The sequence below is a fragment of the Lentzea xerophila genome (genome assembly GCF_051094245.1).
Taxonomy (GTDB): domain Bacteria; phylum Actinomycetota; class Actinomycetes; order Mycobacteriales; family Pseudonocardiaceae; genus Lentzea; species Lentzea xerophila.
Genome location: NZ_CP194934.1, coordinates 940,421 through 955,655, shown reverse-complemented (window position 1 = coordinate 955,655; position 15,235 = coordinate 940,421). Strand labels below are relative to the sequence as shown.

At 68.8% G+C, this 15,235-nt stretch carries 16 protein-coding genes; 6 read left to right on the top strand and 10 right to left on the bottom strand.

Going from position 1 to position 15,235, the window contains the following annotated elements; genetic code table 11:
- The 4 genes from ACRSBM_RS04755 to dxr all read right to left on the bottom strand — a co-directional run bounded on the left by ACRSBM_RS04755 (position 1) and on the right by dxr (position 4,519).
- A complete protein-coding gene (locus tag ACRSBM_RS04755; protein ID WP_434452967.1) occupies positions 1-852 on the bottom strand; it encodes a GNAT family N-acetyltransferase in 852 nt (283 codons plus the stop codon).
- 137 nt (positions 853-989) lie between these two features.
- Positions 990-2,120, bottom strand: a complete 1,131-nt coding sequence (ispG, locus tag ACRSBM_RS04750; RefSeq protein WP_434452965.1) for a flavodoxin-dependent (E)-4-hydroxy-3-methylbut-2-enyl-diphosphate synthase — start codon at positions 2,118-2,120, stop codon at positions 990-992.
- A 49-nt stretch (positions 2,121-2,169) separates the two neighbouring features.
- Complete coding sequence (locus ACRSBM_RS04745; RefSeq protein WP_434440093.1) at positions 2,170-3,381, bottom strand: M50 family metallopeptidase; 1,212 nt, start codon at positions 3,379-3,381, stop codon at positions 2,170-2,172.
- 7 nt (positions 3,382-3,388) lie between these two features.
- Positions 3,389-4,519 (bottom strand): 1-deoxy-D-xylulose-5-phosphate reductoisomerase, encoded by a 1,131-nt coding sequence (dxr, locus tag ACRSBM_RS04740; RefSeq protein ID WP_434440092.1) that lies wholly within the window; start codon positions 4,517-4,519, stop codon positions 3,389-3,391.
- A gap of 135 nt (positions 4,520-4,654) precedes the next feature.
- Here dxr and ACRSBM_RS04735 point away from each other — a divergent pair, with 135 nt between their 5' ends.
- The gene (locus ACRSBM_RS04735; RefSeq protein ID WP_434440091.1) at positions 4,655-4,921 is read left to right on the top strand and encodes a GlsB/YeaQ/YmgE family stress response membrane protein; all 267 of its coding nucleotides are present in this window, start codon (positions 4,655-4,657) and stop codon (positions 4,919-4,921) included.
- Between the two features lie 67 nt (positions 4,922-4,988).
- Here the strand turns inward: ACRSBM_RS04735 and ACRSBM_RS04730 are convergent, their stop codons facing one another.
- The 4 genes from ACRSBM_RS04730 to ACRSBM_RS04715 all read right to left on the bottom strand — a co-directional run bounded on the left by ACRSBM_RS04730 (position 4,989) and on the right by ACRSBM_RS04715 (position 9,048).
- Positions 4,989-5,639: a response regulator gene (locus tag ACRSBM_RS04730; protein WP_434440090.1), complete on the bottom strand. Its 651-nt coding sequence runs from the start codon at positions 5,637-5,639 to the stop codon at positions 4,989-4,991.
- On the bottom strand, positions 5,636-7,237 hold the full coding sequence (locus ACRSBM_RS04725) for a sensor histidine kinase (RefSeq protein WP_434440088.1): 1,602 nt from the start codon (positions 7,235-7,237) through the stop codon (positions 5,636-5,638). Before ACRSBM_RS04725 ends, ACRSBM_RS04730 begins: the two co-directional genes overlap by 4 nt.
- A gap of 171 nt (positions 7,238-7,408) precedes the next feature.
- On the bottom strand, positions 7,409-8,212 hold the full coding sequence (locus tag ACRSBM_RS04720) for an ABC transporter permease (protein WP_434440086.1): 804 nt from the start codon (positions 8,210-8,212) through the stop codon (positions 7,409-7,411).
- The gene (locus tag ACRSBM_RS04715) at positions 8,209-9,048 is read right to left on the bottom strand and encodes an ABC transporter permease (RefSeq protein WP_434440084.1); all 840 of its coding nucleotides are present in this window, start codon (positions 9,046-9,048) and stop codon (positions 8,209-8,211) included. The genes ACRSBM_RS04720 and ACRSBM_RS04715 overlap by 4 nt, the downstream gene beginning before the upstream one ends.
- A gap of 54 nt (positions 9,049-9,102) precedes the next feature.
- Between ACRSBM_RS04715 and ACRSBM_RS04710 the strand changes: the two genes are divergently transcribed.
- Positions 9,103-9,642, top strand: a complete 540-nt coding sequence (locus ACRSBM_RS04710; RefSeq protein ID WP_434440082.1) for a TetR/AcrR family transcriptional regulator — start codon at positions 9,103-9,105, stop codon at positions 9,640-9,642.
- Positions 9,617-10,729 carry a cytochrome P450 gene (locus ACRSBM_RS04705; protein WP_434440080.1) on the top strand — a complete coding sequence of 371 codons (1,113 nt, stop codon included), beginning with the start codon at positions 9,617-9,619 and terminating at the stop codon, positions 10,727-10,729. The genes ACRSBM_RS04710 and ACRSBM_RS04705 overlap by 26 nt, the downstream gene beginning before the upstream one ends.
- Here the strand turns inward: ACRSBM_RS04705 and ACRSBM_RS04700 are convergent.
- Together ACRSBM_RS04700 and ACRSBM_RS04695 are read right to left on the bottom strand one after the other, a co-directional pair.
- A complete protein-coding gene (locus ACRSBM_RS04700; RefSeq protein WP_434440079.1) occupies positions 10,716-11,849 on the bottom strand; it encodes an ABC transporter substrate-binding protein in 1,134 nt (377 codons plus the stop codon). The genes ACRSBM_RS04705 and ACRSBM_RS04700 overlap by 14 nt on opposite strands.
- The gene (locus ACRSBM_RS04695) at positions 11,842-12,981 is read right to left on the bottom strand and encodes an ABC transporter ATP-binding protein (protein ID WP_434440077.1); all 1,140 of its coding nucleotides are present in this window, start codon (positions 12,979-12,981) and stop codon (positions 11,842-11,844) included. Before ACRSBM_RS04695 ends, ACRSBM_RS04700 begins: the two co-directional genes overlap by 8 nt.
- Before the next feature lie 155 nt (positions 12,982-13,136).
- Here ACRSBM_RS04695 and ACRSBM_RS04690 point away from each other — a divergent pair, with 155 nt between their 5' ends.
- From ACRSBM_RS04690 to ACRSBM_RS04680, 3 genes are all read left to right on the top strand, one after another.
- Positions 13,137-13,394, top strand: coding sequence for a DUF2631 domain-containing protein (locus ACRSBM_RS04690; protein ID WP_434440076.1), 258 nt, complete (start codon positions 13,137-13,139; stop codon positions 13,392-13,394).
- 135 nt (positions 13,395-13,529) lie between these two features.
- On the top strand, positions 13,530-13,889 hold the full coding sequence (locus ACRSBM_RS04685) for a winged helix-turn-helix transcriptional regulator (protein WP_434452963.1): 360 nt from the start codon (positions 13,530-13,532) through the stop codon (positions 13,887-13,889).
- Positions 13,890-14,002: 113 nt separating this feature from the next.
- Positions 14,003-15,199 (top strand): RICIN domain-containing protein, encoded by a 1,197-nt coding sequence (locus tag ACRSBM_RS04680; protein WP_434440074.1) that lies wholly within the window; start codon positions 14,003-14,005, stop codon positions 15,197-15,199.
- Positions 15,200-15,235 lie beyond the last annotated feature (36 nt).

Here is a 15,235-nt window from a genome sequence, read left to right as displayed (position 1 = left end):
TCAGAACAGGACGGTGGCGTACTGCCCGACTTGTTCGAACCCGATCCTGCGGTAGGCGGCCTGCGCGACGTGGTTGTAGCCGTTCACGTAGAGGCTGGCCGTGCGGTTGAGGACGCGGGTGAGCCGGTCGGCCACCGCCGCCGTTCCCGCCGTGCCGATGCCCTCACCCCGGCGGTCCGGGCGCACCCAGACGCCCTGGATCTGGCCCACCCGGCTCGACATGGCGCCGATCTCGGCCTTGAAGACGACCTCGCCGTTCTCGAACCTGGCGAACGCCCTGCCCGCGGCGATGAGCTCGGACACCCTCGCCCGGTACCCCGCGCCGCCGTCCTCGGCGCACGGGTCGATGCCGACCTCCTCGATGAACATCGAGATGGCAGCGGGGAGGTAGCGGCCCAGTTCGCTCGGCCGCACCTGCCTGACCAGCGGGTCCGGGGCGATCTTCGGGGCGGCCGAGATCGCCATGAGGGGCTGCTCCGCGCGGACCTCCCTGGCGGGGCCCCAGTCCGGCTGGAGCTCGTCCCACAGCGTCAGGACCTGCTCGGCCGGACCCACCAGGCTGGAGCACATCCGGCCACGGCGCCTGGCCCGGTCGGCGAACATGCGCATGGCCGTCGCGCTGCCGCGGAGCGGGATCAGGTTGGGCCCGGAGAAGCACAGGCCGTCCACCCTGCCCCGGATCGGCCTGGAGTCCGAGCCCCACATCTCGCCGCCGAGCCGCCACGGGTCGAGGCCGGCCACCTCCACCCTTGCCGCGACCATGCACGCCGCCACGGGGTCGTTGTCGAAGACCCCGCGCACGTCGATCAGGTCGCGTTCGTCGAGAACGCGCGCTCCGGCCAGCCTCAGCACGCCACCAGCGTGCCAGATGAACGGCGCGTGTGGCATCAGCCAACAGTGCGCACCGCCCGTGACAGCCCGCACCTGTTCAACGGAACGCGGGGACCCTGCGTTTCCTCTGAGGAAACGCAGGGCCCCCGCGTGTCGGCTCAGCCGACGGTGACGGCCGGGGTGCCGCCTTCGACGGGCTCCATCTCCTCGGCGAGGCGCATCGCCTCTTCGATGAGGGTCTCCACGATCGCGTGCTCGGGGACGGTCTTGATGACCTTGCCCTTCACGAAGATCTGGCCCTTGCCGTTGCCGCTCGCGACGCCCAGGTCGGCCTCGCGGGCCTCACCGGGACCGTTCACGACGCAGCCCATGACCGCGACGCGCAGCGGCACCTCCATGCCCTCCAGACCGGCCGTGACCTGCTCGGCGAGCGTGTACACGTCAACCTGGGCGCGGCCGCAGGACGGGCAGGACACGATCTCGAGCTTGCGCGGGCGCAGGTTCAGGGACTGCAGGATCTGGTGGCCGACCTTGATCTCCTCGACCGGCGGGGCGGACAGCGACACGCGGATCGTGTCGCCGATGCCCTGGCGCAGCAGCGCGCCGAACGCCACGGCCGACTTGATGGTGCCCTGGAAGGCGGGGCCGGCCTCCGTGACGCCCAGGTGCAGCGGGTAGTCGCACTGCTCGGCCAGCAGTTCGTACGCCCGCACCATGACCACCGGGTCGTTGTGCTTGACGGAGATCTTGATGTCGTGGAAGTCGTGCTCCGCGAAGAGCGAGGCCTCCCACATCGCCGACTCGGCCAGGGCCTCCGGGGTCGCCTTGCCGTACTTGGCCAGCAGGCGCGGGTCCAGGGACCCGGCGTTGACGCCGATGCGGATCGGCGTGCCGTGATCGCGAGCGGCGGCCGCGATCTCCTTCACCTGGTCGTCGAACTTGCGGATGTTGCCCGGGTTGACCCGGACCGCGGCGCACCCGGCCTCGATCGCGGCGAAGACGTACTTCGGCTGGAAGTGAATGTCGGCGATCACCGGGATCTGCGACTTCCTGGCGATCGCCGGGAGTGCGTCCGCGTCGTCCTGCGAGGGGCAGGCGACCCGGACGATGTCGCAGCCGGCCGCGGTGAGCTCCGCGATCTGCTGCAGCGTCGCGTTGACGTCCGACGTGAGGGTCGTCGTCATCGACTGGACGGAGACGGGGAACTCGCTGCCGACACCGACGTTGCCGACCATCAGCTGCCTGGTCTTGCGACGTTCCGACAGCACCGGCGGCGGCAGTGCCGGCATTCCGAGCATCACGCCGTCACTCATGGGTTGTGCACCTTTCCGTGGATCACTATTGCAACCTGATCGGGTTGACGATGTCGGCGGTCACGGTCAGCAGCGTGATGGCGCCGCCGATGAAGATGACCACGTAGGTGAGGGGCAGCAGGCGCATGTAGTCGACCGGGGCGCCGGCGGGCTTCCCGCGCAGCTTCCTCACCCAGTCTCGCACCCGTTCGTAGAGGTTGACGGCGATGTGACCACCGTCAAGCGGGAGCAACGGCAGCAGGTTGAACACACCGACGAAGAAGTTCAGGCCCGCCAGCATGAGGATGAAGAACGACCACAGACCGAGTTCGGCGGCGTCACCGCCCAGGCGGGACGCACCGACGACGGAGATCGGGGTGTCGAGGTCGCGCTCGCCGCCGCCGATGGCCTTGACCACGGCCGGGATGCGCTCCGGGAAGCGCATGAGGCCCTTCCAGGTGTTCACGAACATGTCGCCGGTGAACGCGATGGAGGCCGGGACCGCGGCGAGCGGGCTGTACTCGAAGTTCCGCTGCCAGGTGACGCCGATGGCGCCGACCTCCTTGACCTCGCGGCCGCCCTTGCCGTCGAGCACCTCGCGGGTGACCTTCGGCACGTTCACCGTGAGAGCGACCTCTTTGCCGTCGCGCAGCACCTTGAACTCGGTCGGGCCGCTGAGCTCACGGGTGAGCGTGAGCATCTCCGACCAGGTCGAGATCGGCTTGCCGGCGATGGCCGTGACCTCGTCGCCCGCCTGCAGGCCCCCGTCCTTGGCCGGCGCCGGGGCACCCGGTGCGCACGGCGCGTCGAAGCCGACGGTGTGGTCCTGGACGCACGGCGTGATCTCGGCGAGGACCGGCAGGTCCTTGTTGTTCGGCAGGCCGAACGACATCGCGAGGATCAGCAGGATGATGAAGCCGAGGATGAAGTGCGTGATCGAGCCGGCGGACAGCACGACGACGCGCTTCCACACCTTGTGGTTGTAGAAGGCGCGCTTCCGGTCGTCCGGATGCACCTCCTCCAGCGCCGTCATGCCGGTGATCTCGCAGAAGCCGCCGGCCGGGATGGCCTTCAGGCCGTACTCGGTCTCGCCCTTGCGGAACGAGAAGAGCTTCGGGCCGAAGCCGATGAAGTAGCGGGTGACCTTCATGCCGAAGGCCTTCGCGGTCAGCAGGTGTCCGAACTCGTGCAGCGCGATGGACACCGCGATGCCCAACGCGAACAACAGCACCCCGAGGATGTTGATGAATGTGCTCACGAGAAGTTCAGTTCCTTCCAACCAGCTCGCGGGCACGTGCGCGTGCCCAGTCCTCGGCGGCCAGGACCTCCGCGACGTCCGCGGGGTCGGAGTGCCAGTCGTTCGCCTCGCCGAGAACCTGGCCGATGGTGTCCACGATCGACAGGAACGACGTGGTACCGGCGACGAAGGAGGCGAGTGCCTCCTCGTTCGCGGCGTTGTAGATCGCGGGCAGGCATCCACCAGCGGTGCCCGCCTGCCGCGCGAGCTCGACCGCCGGGAACGTGACGCTGTCCACGGGTTCGAACGTCCACGAGGTGGCGGTGTCAAAGGTACAGGCGGGGGCCGCACCCGCCACGCGGTCGGGCCATCCCAGCCCGAGTGAGATCGGCAGCCGCATGTCGGGAGGCGACGCCTGCGCGAGCGTGGAGCCGTCCGTGAAGGTCACCATCGAGTGAATGATCGACTGCGGGTGCACCACCACGTCGACGCGGTCGTACGGGACCCCGAACAGCAGGTGCGCCTCGATCAGCTCCAGGCCCTTGTTGACGAGGTTCGCCGAGTTGATCGTGACGACCTGGCCCATCGACCAGGTCGGATGCGCCATCGCCTGCGCGACGGTGATGTCCTCGAGGTCCTTGCGGGTCCTGCCGCGGAACGGCCCGCCGGACGCCGTGAGCACCAGCTTGTGCACCTCGTGCGGAGCCCCGCCGCGCAGGCACTGCGCGAGCGCCGAGTGCTCGGAGTCGACCGGCACGATCTGGTCGGGCTTGGCCGCCTTCAGCACGAGTGGCCCGCCCGCGATGAGCGACTCCTTGTTCGCGAGCGCGAGCACGGCGCCGGTCTCCAGCGCCCTGAGCGACGGCTCGAGCCCCCTGGACCCGTCCATGCCGTTGAGGACGACGTCGGCGGGGGCGGCATCGATCAGGTCGACCATGCTGGTCAGCGTCCTGACGCCGGGCACGTCGGCGCCGTTCGCCACGGCGACGACGGGTACGTCGAACTCTGCTGCCTGCTTCTTGAGCAGGTCCAGCTGACGTCCACCCGCGCCCAGCCCGACGACCCGGAAGCGGTCGCGGTTGCGGCGGATGACGTCGAGCGCCTGGGTGCCGATGGAGCCGGTCGATCCCAGGATCAGGACAGTGCGTGGAGTACTCATCGCCCCTCATTGTTCCGGAGAGTGCCTGAGAGCCCGGCACAGCCCGTTACTTTGATAACGGAGTGGTTTTGGAGGTGTGAAGTCGCCGGTTCGAGGGCATTCCGTTCGCGACAAGCGGATGGAAGGAGACTCTCCGTGGGCATCCTCGGATGGATCGTGCTCGGGCTGCTGGCCGGTGCCATCGCCAAGGCAATCATGCCTGGTAACGACCCCGGTGGTTTCATCATCACGATGCTGCTCGGCATCGTTGGTGCGATCCTCGGCGGATTCATCGGCTCCGCGCTCTTCGGGACCGATCTCGGCTCGTTCTTCGATCTGCGGACGTGGCTGCTGGCCATCGTCGGATCGCTGGTCCTGCTAGGGATCTACCGCCTCGTGACGGGCAAGCGAAGCCACGCTTAGCCGCACAGACATTTGGGACCGTTCGGGTGACACCCGAACGGTCCTTCGTCTTTCCGCGTCCCCGGAATCAGGTCGCGATGCCCGCGTCACGGGCCAGCAGAGCGGCCTGCACCCGGTTCGTGAGCCCCAGCTTGGCCAGCAGTCTCGACACGTACGTCTTCACCGTCGCCTCGGACATGTGCAGCTTCGCGCCGACGTCCGCGTTCGACATGCCCTGCCCGAGCAGCGCCAGCACCTCGACCTCGCGCTCGGTCAGCCCCTCGACGGCCTTCTGCGCCTCCTGCCGCTTCGGCTGCCCGGACGTCGCCACCATGCCGACCACGCGGGACGTGACCATCGGCGACAGGTAGGCCTCGCCGTTGTGCACCGCGCGCACGGCCCGCAGCAGCTCTTCGGGCGCGGAGTCCTTCAACAGGAACCCGGCGGCCCCGTCGGACAAGGCCCGCACGATGTTGTCGTCCTCGCCGAACGTCGTCAGCATCACGACCCGCACGGACGGCGCGACGACCCGCAGCTCCTTGGCGCAGGCCAGGCCGTCCATCCGCGGCATGCGGATGTCGAGCACCGCCACGTCGACGCGGCGCTCTCGCACTATCTGCACCGCCTCGCGGCCGTCGCCCGCCTCCGCGACGAGCTCGATGTCGTCGGCGGTACCGAGGATGGCCTTGATGCCCGCCCTCATCAGCGGCTCGTCGTCGGCGATGAGCACCCGGATCATGAACCAGTCCTCTGCACGTGGATCTTCTTCTCGACCAGCTTGCCGTCTCGGAAGCAGAAACGCACCACCCTGGTGCCCTTCGCGAGGTACGACTGCTCGTCGGTGATGTGGTAGACGCAGCGCGCGCCCGGCGGTTCGGGTGAGGCCTGTGACTTGCGTTCACCGTCGGCGACCAGCGGTTCGTCACCGGCCGGCAGCAGCTTCAGCACCTCGGACTCCGGCTGGCCCTCCTGGATCCGGTCGAGGTTCTCCTGCGACACCACGTCGGTCACCGGCTGCGTGCCGAGGTAGCTGAAGCCGCCGATGATCACGCTCAGCACGAGCGACGCGCCCGCGATCGAGCCGACGCCCGCCCACTTGCGGATCCCCCGCGGCGACTCCGCCTCGTCCTGCTCGGCCTCGGGCTCGTCCGGCAGCGCCGTCTCCTCGTACGGCAGCACGGCCGCGATCCGGAAGCCTCCCGACGGCAACGCGCCGACGTGCAGGATCCCGCCGGCCACGCGCACGCGTTCGGTCAGCCCGATCAGCCCGACACCGGGCGCGCCACCCGGCGAACCGTTGCGCGACGGGTTGTTGCGCACCTCCACGACCAGCGCGTCCGGCTCGTACTTCACCGTCACCTGCACCGCCGCGCCCGGCGCGTGCTTGGCGGCGTTGGTCAGTCCCTCCTGTGCGACGCGATAGGCCGCGTGAGAGACACGCGACGGCAACGGGTGCGCCTGGCCACCGCGGACCAAACTGACCAGAACACCGGCCTTGCGCGCGTCGCTCACCAACGAGTCGATGGACTCCGCGGTCCGTGTCGCCGGGTCGTCGTCGGGACCGTCCTCCGCTCGCAGCACGCCGATGATGGCCCGCAGCTCCCCCATGCCGGTCAGCGCCGCCGAGCGCAGCACCCCGATCGCCTCGCGCTGCTTGTCCCCCAGCGACGGGTCCAGCGCCAGCGCACCGGCGTGCACCGAGATCAGCGAGAGCCGGTGGCCGAGGCTGTCGTGCATGTCCTGGGCGATGCGGCTGCGTTCACGTAGGCGGACCTGCCTCGACAGCATCCTGTGCTCGCCGCGCATCCGTTCCTCGCGGTCCTGCATGGCCTGCACGAGCGCCTCGCGCTGCGCCAGGTACCGCCCGACGAGGAACGGCAGCGCCACGCCCACGCCGAAGATCGTGACCAGGATCAGCATCCCGTAGACGGGTTCGATGTCGAGCGGCCACACGTCCCAGTCCCACAGGACCACCACCACGACGAACGTGATCGTGGTCGACACGACGGCCTTGACCCACGACTCGAGCCGGCGGCCCGCCGTGTAGCTCAGCACGACCATCAAACCGGGTCCGACGAACGGGATGGCCGCGCCACCGATCATCGCCGTCGCCGGCAGCGCGTGCCGCAGCGGGAACAGCACGACGTACACGGCGAAGTACGCGGCCAGCGTCCACCCCGACGCCTTCGTCTCCGCCCACGGACCCGGCCACAGGTCGAGCAGGACCACGGCGACCAGGACGACCAGATCGCCGACGAGCCGCACCGGGGTCAGTGCTCGGAACCGGGCCAGGACGTCGGCGCGGAACGCCTCGGACCTGGTCCGCACAGCAGTCATCACGGTTTCAAGCTACGAGACGTCCCATGTTCGCGCGGCACGCTGGAGTATCGAATTGGCGCGACGAAAGTTGACTACATCGAATTCGCGCGACGAAAGTCAACTACCCGGCCAGCGCAACGCGGCTACGCCAGTCCGCGCGCCAGCGCTTCCCTCCGTGGCGTACACCGCTCATGTACTGGTTACTCGTGAATGAGCACTGCCCCTCCAGGAAGCGACGAGCACCCCGATGATCAACAGCAGCGCCGTCGCCGTCACCATCAACGTCGACAGCGCCACGATCTCCGGCGAGATCCCGCGCTTGGACGCCTGCGCGTAGACGAACACCGGCAGCGTCGTCGACCCGACCCCGGTCAGGTACGACGAGATGACCACGTCGTCGAAGGACAGCAGGAACGCGAACGCCGCCCCTGCCGCCACCGCGGGTGCCACCAGCGGCAGCGTCACGGTCCGGAAGGCGACGAGAGGCGACGCCCCGAGGTCCGCGGCGGCCTCCTCCATCCTGGCGTCCATCCCGGACACCCGCGACCGCACCACGACGACCACGAAGCTCAGCGAGAACGCCACGTGCGCGAACAGCAACGCCCCGAACCCGAGCGGGATCCCGGCGAGCTTCACGAAGAAACCCAGCATCGCCACACCCATGACGACCTCGGGCACCACGAGCGGCAGCGACAGCAGCACCGTCCACAACCCACGACCGGGGAACGCCCGCCGCAGCCCGAACGCCGCCAGCGTTCCGATCACCGTCGAGATCACCGCGGACGACACGGCGAGCTGCAGGGTCAGCTGCAACGAGTCGAAGACCCTCGTGTCGTCAGCCAGTTCCTCGTACCACTGCAGCGAGAACCCGCTGATGCGCGACAACGACCGTGACGAGTTGAACGACGCGATGGCCAGCCACGCGATCGGTGCGTACAGGAAGAAGAAGACCAGGGCCACGACAGCGCCGAGTGCCCACGGACGACGGTTCACAGCACGTCCTCCCCACGCCGCCCGCGCAGTGCGAGCACGAACACCACCAGCACGAGCAGCAGCACCGCCATCGCCGACCCCAGCGGCCAGTTGTTGCCGCCGCGGAACTGGTCGTCGATCACGGATCCGAACGTCGACTGCTCGACACCGCCGAGCAGCTTCGGCGTCACGAAGTCACCGGCCGCGGGCACCAGGACCAGCAGCGACCCGGCCAGCACACCGCTCATCACCCCCGGCAGGACCACGCGGAAGAACGTCGACACGCGCCCGTGCCCGAGGTCGTACGACGCTTCCATCAGCCGGATGTCGAACCGCTCGCACGCCACGTACAGCGGCAGCACCATGAACGGCAGGAAGCCGTACGTCAGACCGAGGACCACCGCTCCGTGCGTGAGCAGGAAACCGCCGTCACGGTCCAGCCCGACCCAGCCGAGCACGGTGTTGACCAGCCCTTCGCCGTCCAGCAGCGCCTTCCACGCGTAGATCCGCGCGAGGTAGCTCGACCAGAACGGGATCAGCACCGCCGCCAGCAGGGCCGTCCGGTACCGCCCGCCGTAGCGCGCGATGAACCACGCCAGCGGAAACCCGAGCAGCAGGCACGCGGCCGTGGTGGCGACGGCGTAGACCAGGGTCCGCCCGAAGATCGGCAGGAACGCCGGGTCCAGCGCCGTCAGGTAGGCCTGGGTCGTCCACGGCAGCACCGCGCGGGCGACACCGGTGTTGCGCGTCGCGAAGCTGAACTCCACCACCACGACGAGCGGCGCGATCAGGAAGATCCCGAGCCAGATCCCGGTCGGGGCGAGGAGGGCGTTGGCCTTAAGCCAGCGTCGAAGCACGAGCGAGCATCTTGCCACCCGTCCCAGCGTGAACATTGCTGTACCGTTGTGAACATGAGTGTTCACCTGTTGCAGACGGCGACGTCGGTGCTGCTCAAGGACCCGACCGCGTCCCTCGGTGACGTCGCGAGAGCCGCAGGTGTCGGCAGGACCACACTCCACAAGCGCTACCCCACCCGCACGGACCTGGTCCGCGCGGTCGCGAACGACGCTCTGGACCTGATCGACTCCGTGTCGTGCCAGGTGGACTTCGACGGCGACGACGCGCTTGAGGACCTGGTGACGCGACTGGTCACGCTCGGCCCGCGGGTGGAGTTCCTGCTCCGGTTCCCGAACCTCGAGCGGGACGAGGAACTGGCGGCCCGGATCCGCGAGATGGACCGGCCCGTGCTCGACCTGATCACCCGGCTGCAGGGCACCAGACTGCGCCGTGACCTGCCCGCGTGGTGGATCCTGCACACCCTCTACGCCGGGCTCTTCAACGCCTGGGAGGCCATCAGCGACGGCCGTCTCGCGCCGCTGGACGCTCCCCGGTTCGTGCTGACCACGGTGTTCGAGGGGGTAAGTGATGTTGGAGCAACTGACCGGACATGAAGACCCGCATCCGATCTACGAGCGGCTGCGCGCACTCGGGCCGCTGACCGGTGGCGATGGCCTCTGGTTCACGACGAGCCACCCGGTGGCCAACACGATCCTGCGCGACCGGCGGTTCGGCGTCCGGTTGGCCGACGGCAGCTATCCGGCCAACGGCAGCCTGCTGTCCGAGTCGTTCCTGGAGCTCGATCCGCCCGACCACACCCGGCTGCGCAGGCTCGCGACGCCGGCGTTCAGCCCGAAGAAGATCGCCGAGTACCGGGCGCGCGTCGAGAAGATCGCCGACGCGCTGCTGGACCGCGACGAGTTCGACCTGATCGAGGACTTCGCGGCGCCGCTGCCGATCTCGGTGATCAGCGACCTGCTGGGCATCCCGGACGCCGACACGGCCGAGTTCGCCGACTACGGCGCGCTCGTCGCCGCGTCGATCGACACCGGCGTCACGCCGGAGATGGCCAAGGCCAACGACAAGGTGCTCGAACTGTTCGACCGGCTCATCGCGCAACGCCGCCGGACGCCCGGTGACGACGTGATCAGTTCCCTGGTCGCCGCCGAGGCCGAGCAGAAGCTCACCACGGAGGAGATGCGCGACACGCTGCTGTTGCTGCTGGTCGCGGGCTTCGAGACCACGGTGAACCTGATCGGCAACGGCACCCGCGCACTGCTCGACCACCCGGCGCAGTGGCAGCTCTTCAAGGCCAACCCGGAACTCGCGTCCGCGGTGGTCGAGGAGACGCTGCGGTGGGACCCGCCGGTGCAGATGACCAGCCGGATCGCGCACGAGCAGGTCCACCGGATCGGCAAGGACGACGTCGTGACGCTGCTCATCGGCGCGGCGAACCGCGACCCGGAGGTCTACCCGGAGCCGCACAAGTTCGACGTGATGCGCGTGCACAAGCCGGAGCACCTCGCGTTCTCCAGCGGCATCCACTACTGCCTGGGCGCGACGCTCGCCCGCATGGAGGGCGAGGTGGCGTTCCGCGCGCTGGCCCGCCGGATGCCGGACCTGCGGCAGACCGGACCCGTGACGTTCCGCGACTCGGTGGTGATCCGGGGGCTGAAGCGCTTCCCGGTCAGCCGGTCTTGACCTTCGTCCAGGCGTCGGCGTACCTCGCCTCGGCGTCGTCGCCGAGGTCCTTGGTGAACGGGAGCTTCGCCAGCTGTTCGTCCGGCGGGTAGACCGCCGGGTCGTTCAGCAGCTCCTTGTCGATCAACGGCTTCGCGGCGGCGTTGGGGCTGCCGTACCGGACGGCGTTGGACAGCGCCGCGCCCGCCTCCGCGCCCAGGACGTAGTCGATGAACCGGTGCGCGTTCCCGGCGTGCGGCGCGTCCTTCGGGATGACCAGAAGGTCCACATAGGACAGTCCACCTTCGGCCGGGATGGCGTAACCGACGTCCTCGTTGGTCTCGCGCGCCTGGAACGCGTCACCGGAGTACGCCTGCGCCAGCCGCACCTGGCCCGAGGTCAGCGGTTCGATCACGTCGGAGGTGATCTGCCCGAGCTTCTTCTTCAACGACAGCAGGAAGTTCGCCGCGTCGTCGATCTGCTTCGCGTCGGTGGTGTTCGGGTCGTGGCCGAGCTTGAGCAGGCCGATCGCCATGCCGTCGCGGGCCTCGTCGAGGATCGAGCTGCGGCCCTGGGCGTTCGGCAGGTCGAACGCGTCGAAGCCGGTGACCTCGCCGCCGATCTGCGACCTCGAGTACGCCAGACCCGTTGTGCCCCACGCCCACGGCACGGAGTACCGGTTCCCGGGGTCGTACTCGGCCTCGGCGAACCGCTGTTCCAGGTTGCGCAGGTTCGGGATCGCGTCGTGGTCCAGCGGCTGCAGCAGGCCGGACCTCAGGAAGCGGCGCAGGAAGTTGTCGCTCGGCACGACCAGGTCGTAGCCCGCCTGGCCCGAGGCGATCTTGGCTTCCATCTCGTCGTTGGTGGAGAAGTTGTCGTATGTCACCTCGATGCCGCTGATGGAGGTGAAGCCCGGCAACGTCTCCGGCGCGATGTAGTCGGTCCAGTTGTAGAAGTTGAGCTTCGGCTCGTCCGCGAGGTTCGTGGCCTTGCCGGCGCTCGGCCCGCCGGTGTTCGTGGGCGCCGGACCGACGGCGCACGCGGCGAGCGCGAAGAACGCCATCGACCCCAGCATCGTGCGCCGGGTCACCCGCGGGCTGTCGACGTCCCACAGCTGGGCGATCCGGACCTGCTCAGCCATTCGAGGATTCCAGCAGCACGGTGAACTCCGGGTCCCACGCCATCCGCACCGGCTGGCCGGGCGCGCCCGCGTCGTCGATGCGCTGGGCGTTCTGCACGAACGCCACCAGTTCGCCACCCGGCGTGTCGACCACGAACTGGGTGGACACACCCGTGTAGACGACGTCGTGAACCACGCCCTGGAGCACGCACCAGCCCGTCGGCGGCTCGGCGGTCTCGTTGAACAGGTGCACCTTCTCCGGACGCACGGTCGCGGCGACCTTCCGGCCGTGGCTGACGCTGCCGGAGAACTTCGCGCGCAGGTTGGTGGCGCCCGGCGCCTTCAGCGACACCAGCCCACCGTCCACACCGGACACTTCGGCGTCGAGGATGTTGGACGTGCCGATGAACCCGGCGACGAACCGGGTCGCGGGACGCTCGTAGACGTCCTCCGGGTAACCGACCTGCTCGATCCTGCCCGCGTTCATCACGGCGATCCGGTGCGAGAGGACCAGCGCCTCTTCCTGGTCGTGCGTGACGTAGAGGAACGTCGTGCCGACCTCGCGCTGGATGCGCATCAGCTCGATCTGCAGCTCCTTGCGGAGCTTGGCGTCGAGCGCGCCGAGCGGTTCGTCGAGCAGGAGCAGCTGTGGACCGGCCGCGAGCGCACGGGCGATGGCGACGCGCTGCTGCTGACCACCGGACAGCTGCGCGGGCCTGCGCTTGGCGAACTGCGACAGCCGCACGAGTTCGAGGTGCTCGCCGACGCGTTCCTTCAGCTCGTCGCCGCGCACCTTCTTGCGCTTCAGGCCGTAGGCGACGTTGTCCCACACCGACATGTGCGGAAAGAGCGCGTACGACTGGAAGACGGTGTTGACATCCCTCCGATAGGGAGGAACGCCCACCATGTCGTTGCCGTCGAGCTCGATGCGGCCCTCGTCGGGGTCGACGAACCCGGCGATCATCCGCAGGACCGTGGTCTTGCCGCAGCCGGACGGGCCGAGCACCGAGAAGAACTCGCCCTCGTGGACGTCGAGCGAGATGCCGTCGACCGCCACCTGGTCGGAGAAGCGCTTGCGCACGCCGTGGAGACCGATCTCGACGGGGGCGAACGTGTCCGGGGTGGAGGCCTCAGCTGGGGAGAAGCCGGTCAAGTCGAGGCGCCTTCGAGGTCGAACGGGTGGGGCCGCGCTGAGCGTAGACGCCGCACGACCAGGCCGGTAAGTCGTACGCGCGTGACCTCACACATCCGTGCTCACTCACATGTGCGACGATGACCGGGTAATCCGGATGAGCAGTGGAGGAAACCGTGGCTTCGTCCTCGGAACTGGACAAGCGTCCTGCCGTCGACCCTCACGAGGAGCCGTCGCACGAGTGGGGCTGGCACGGCACGCTGCCCAAGGGCACCCGCATCGCCGGCTGGCTCTCCGCCATCTTCTGCTTCCTGATGCTGATCGGCAACCACCACGGCCTGACCGAGGACATCTGGCTGATCGCCTCCGGTGTCACGATCATCGCGCTGCTGCTGTGGGACGCCGCCCGGCGCAAGACGTCCTGGCGCCGCTAGCCGGCTTCGAGCACACCGCCTGCCCTGGGTGAGACCCGTCTCACCCAGGGCAGGCGTGTTTCTGAGCGGCCAGGCACCGATCGGCATGCTGGTACCTGGTAGAAACCACCCGTGATCAGGGACGTTTACCTCAAGATGTGCCCGTGCCGCGACCTGCTGGACATGGTCGCGTCGAAGTGGACGGCGCTGGTGATCGGTGGCCTCGAGGACGGACCCAAGCGGTTCGGTGAGCTCAAGCGCCGATTGGAAGGCATCAGCCAGAAGATGCTCACCCAGACGTTGCGCACATTGGAGCGCGACGGGCTCCTCACGCGCACGGTCTACCCCTCGGTGCCGTTGCGCGTCGAGTACAAGCTGACCGAACTCGGCCGTAGTGTCACCGAGCCGCTGGCCGCGCTGCGGTCGTGGGCAGAGCGGAACTACGAGTCGGTCGCCGAGGCGCGCGAGACGTTCGACAACGCGGAACCGCTGGAGTCCGCGGGTGTCACGCGATGACCCTCGCCTCTTTCCTGTCCGGTTCTGTCCGCTGACAGTGCGTGTGGGGTTCGCTACCGTTTGAGATGGTCTAGACCGCTTCCCCTGCCATCGCTTGTGAAGGCGGTCCTCTCATGTCCTTTGGCGTGTTGATAGCGGCGTTATCCCTGCTCAGCCCCATCGTGGACGACCTGCCGGACGAGTTCCGGCAGCCTTCTCCCGCCGTCTCGATCCAGTCCGTCGTGTGCGACGGCGACGGCGTGAGCGGCAAGCGCGTCCAGGCCGTCTACGTGCGCGGCGACCAGTCCGCGGACCGGTATCCGCAGCTCGTGGGCCAGTTCCAGTCGTTCGCCGACCAGATCGACAACACGTTCGTCGAGGCGGCCGCACGCCTGGGCGGCGGCGTCCGGCACGTGCGCTTCGTGACGCAGCCCGACTGTCGCGCGAAGGTCGACAACGTTGTCATCCCGCAGTCGGCCATGTCCTCGCCCTCCGCCATCGCGGACCAGCTGTCGGCCCGCGGCTACAACCGCACGGACCGCAAGTACCTGTTCTGGCACGACTCCGGCGGCTGCGGCCTCGCGTGGGGCGCGCCGGGCGACGACCGTCCGGGCGCCGACAACGGCTACAACTCGGGACCTTCCTACGCCGCGGTGGGTACGGGCTGCTGGTCGTGGCAGGCGAGTGCCCACGAGCTGCTGCACACGCTGGGCGCCGTACAGCGTTCGGCGCCGCACGCCTCAGCCCACGGCCACTGCTGGGACGACCAGGACATCATGTGTTACGACGACGGCGGCATCCCGAACCCGCCCGGCGGCCTGATGAACGTCTGTCCCGGAGCGCCCGAGAACCAGATCGACTGCGGCGGCGACGACTACTTCCACACCAACCCTCCGGCGGGCTCCTACCTGGCGACGCACTGGAACGTGGCACGCAGCCAGTACCTGATCGCCTCCGGCTCCGGCGCGATCGTCGGCATCGGCGGGAAGTGCGTCGACGTCAGCAACTCCGGCACCGCGGACGGCACCGTGATCCAGCTGTGGGGCTGCAACGGCACCGGCGCCCAGCAGTGGTCACGTTCCGGGGACACGTTGCGCGCCTTGGGAAAGTGCATGGACGTGGCCTCGTCCGGTACCGCTGACGGCACCGTCGTCCAGCTCTGGGGCTGCAACGGCACCGGGGCGCAGGTGTGGACCGTCTCCGGCACCACGTTGCGCAACCCGCAGTCCGGCAAGTGCCTGGACGCGTCCGGCGGCTCGTCGGCCGACGGCACCCGGCTCGTCATCTGGACGTGCACGGGTGGCACCAACCAGAACTGGCGCCTCTCCTGACGGATCGGCCCCCGCTCGGGTCCGGGCGGGGGCTCC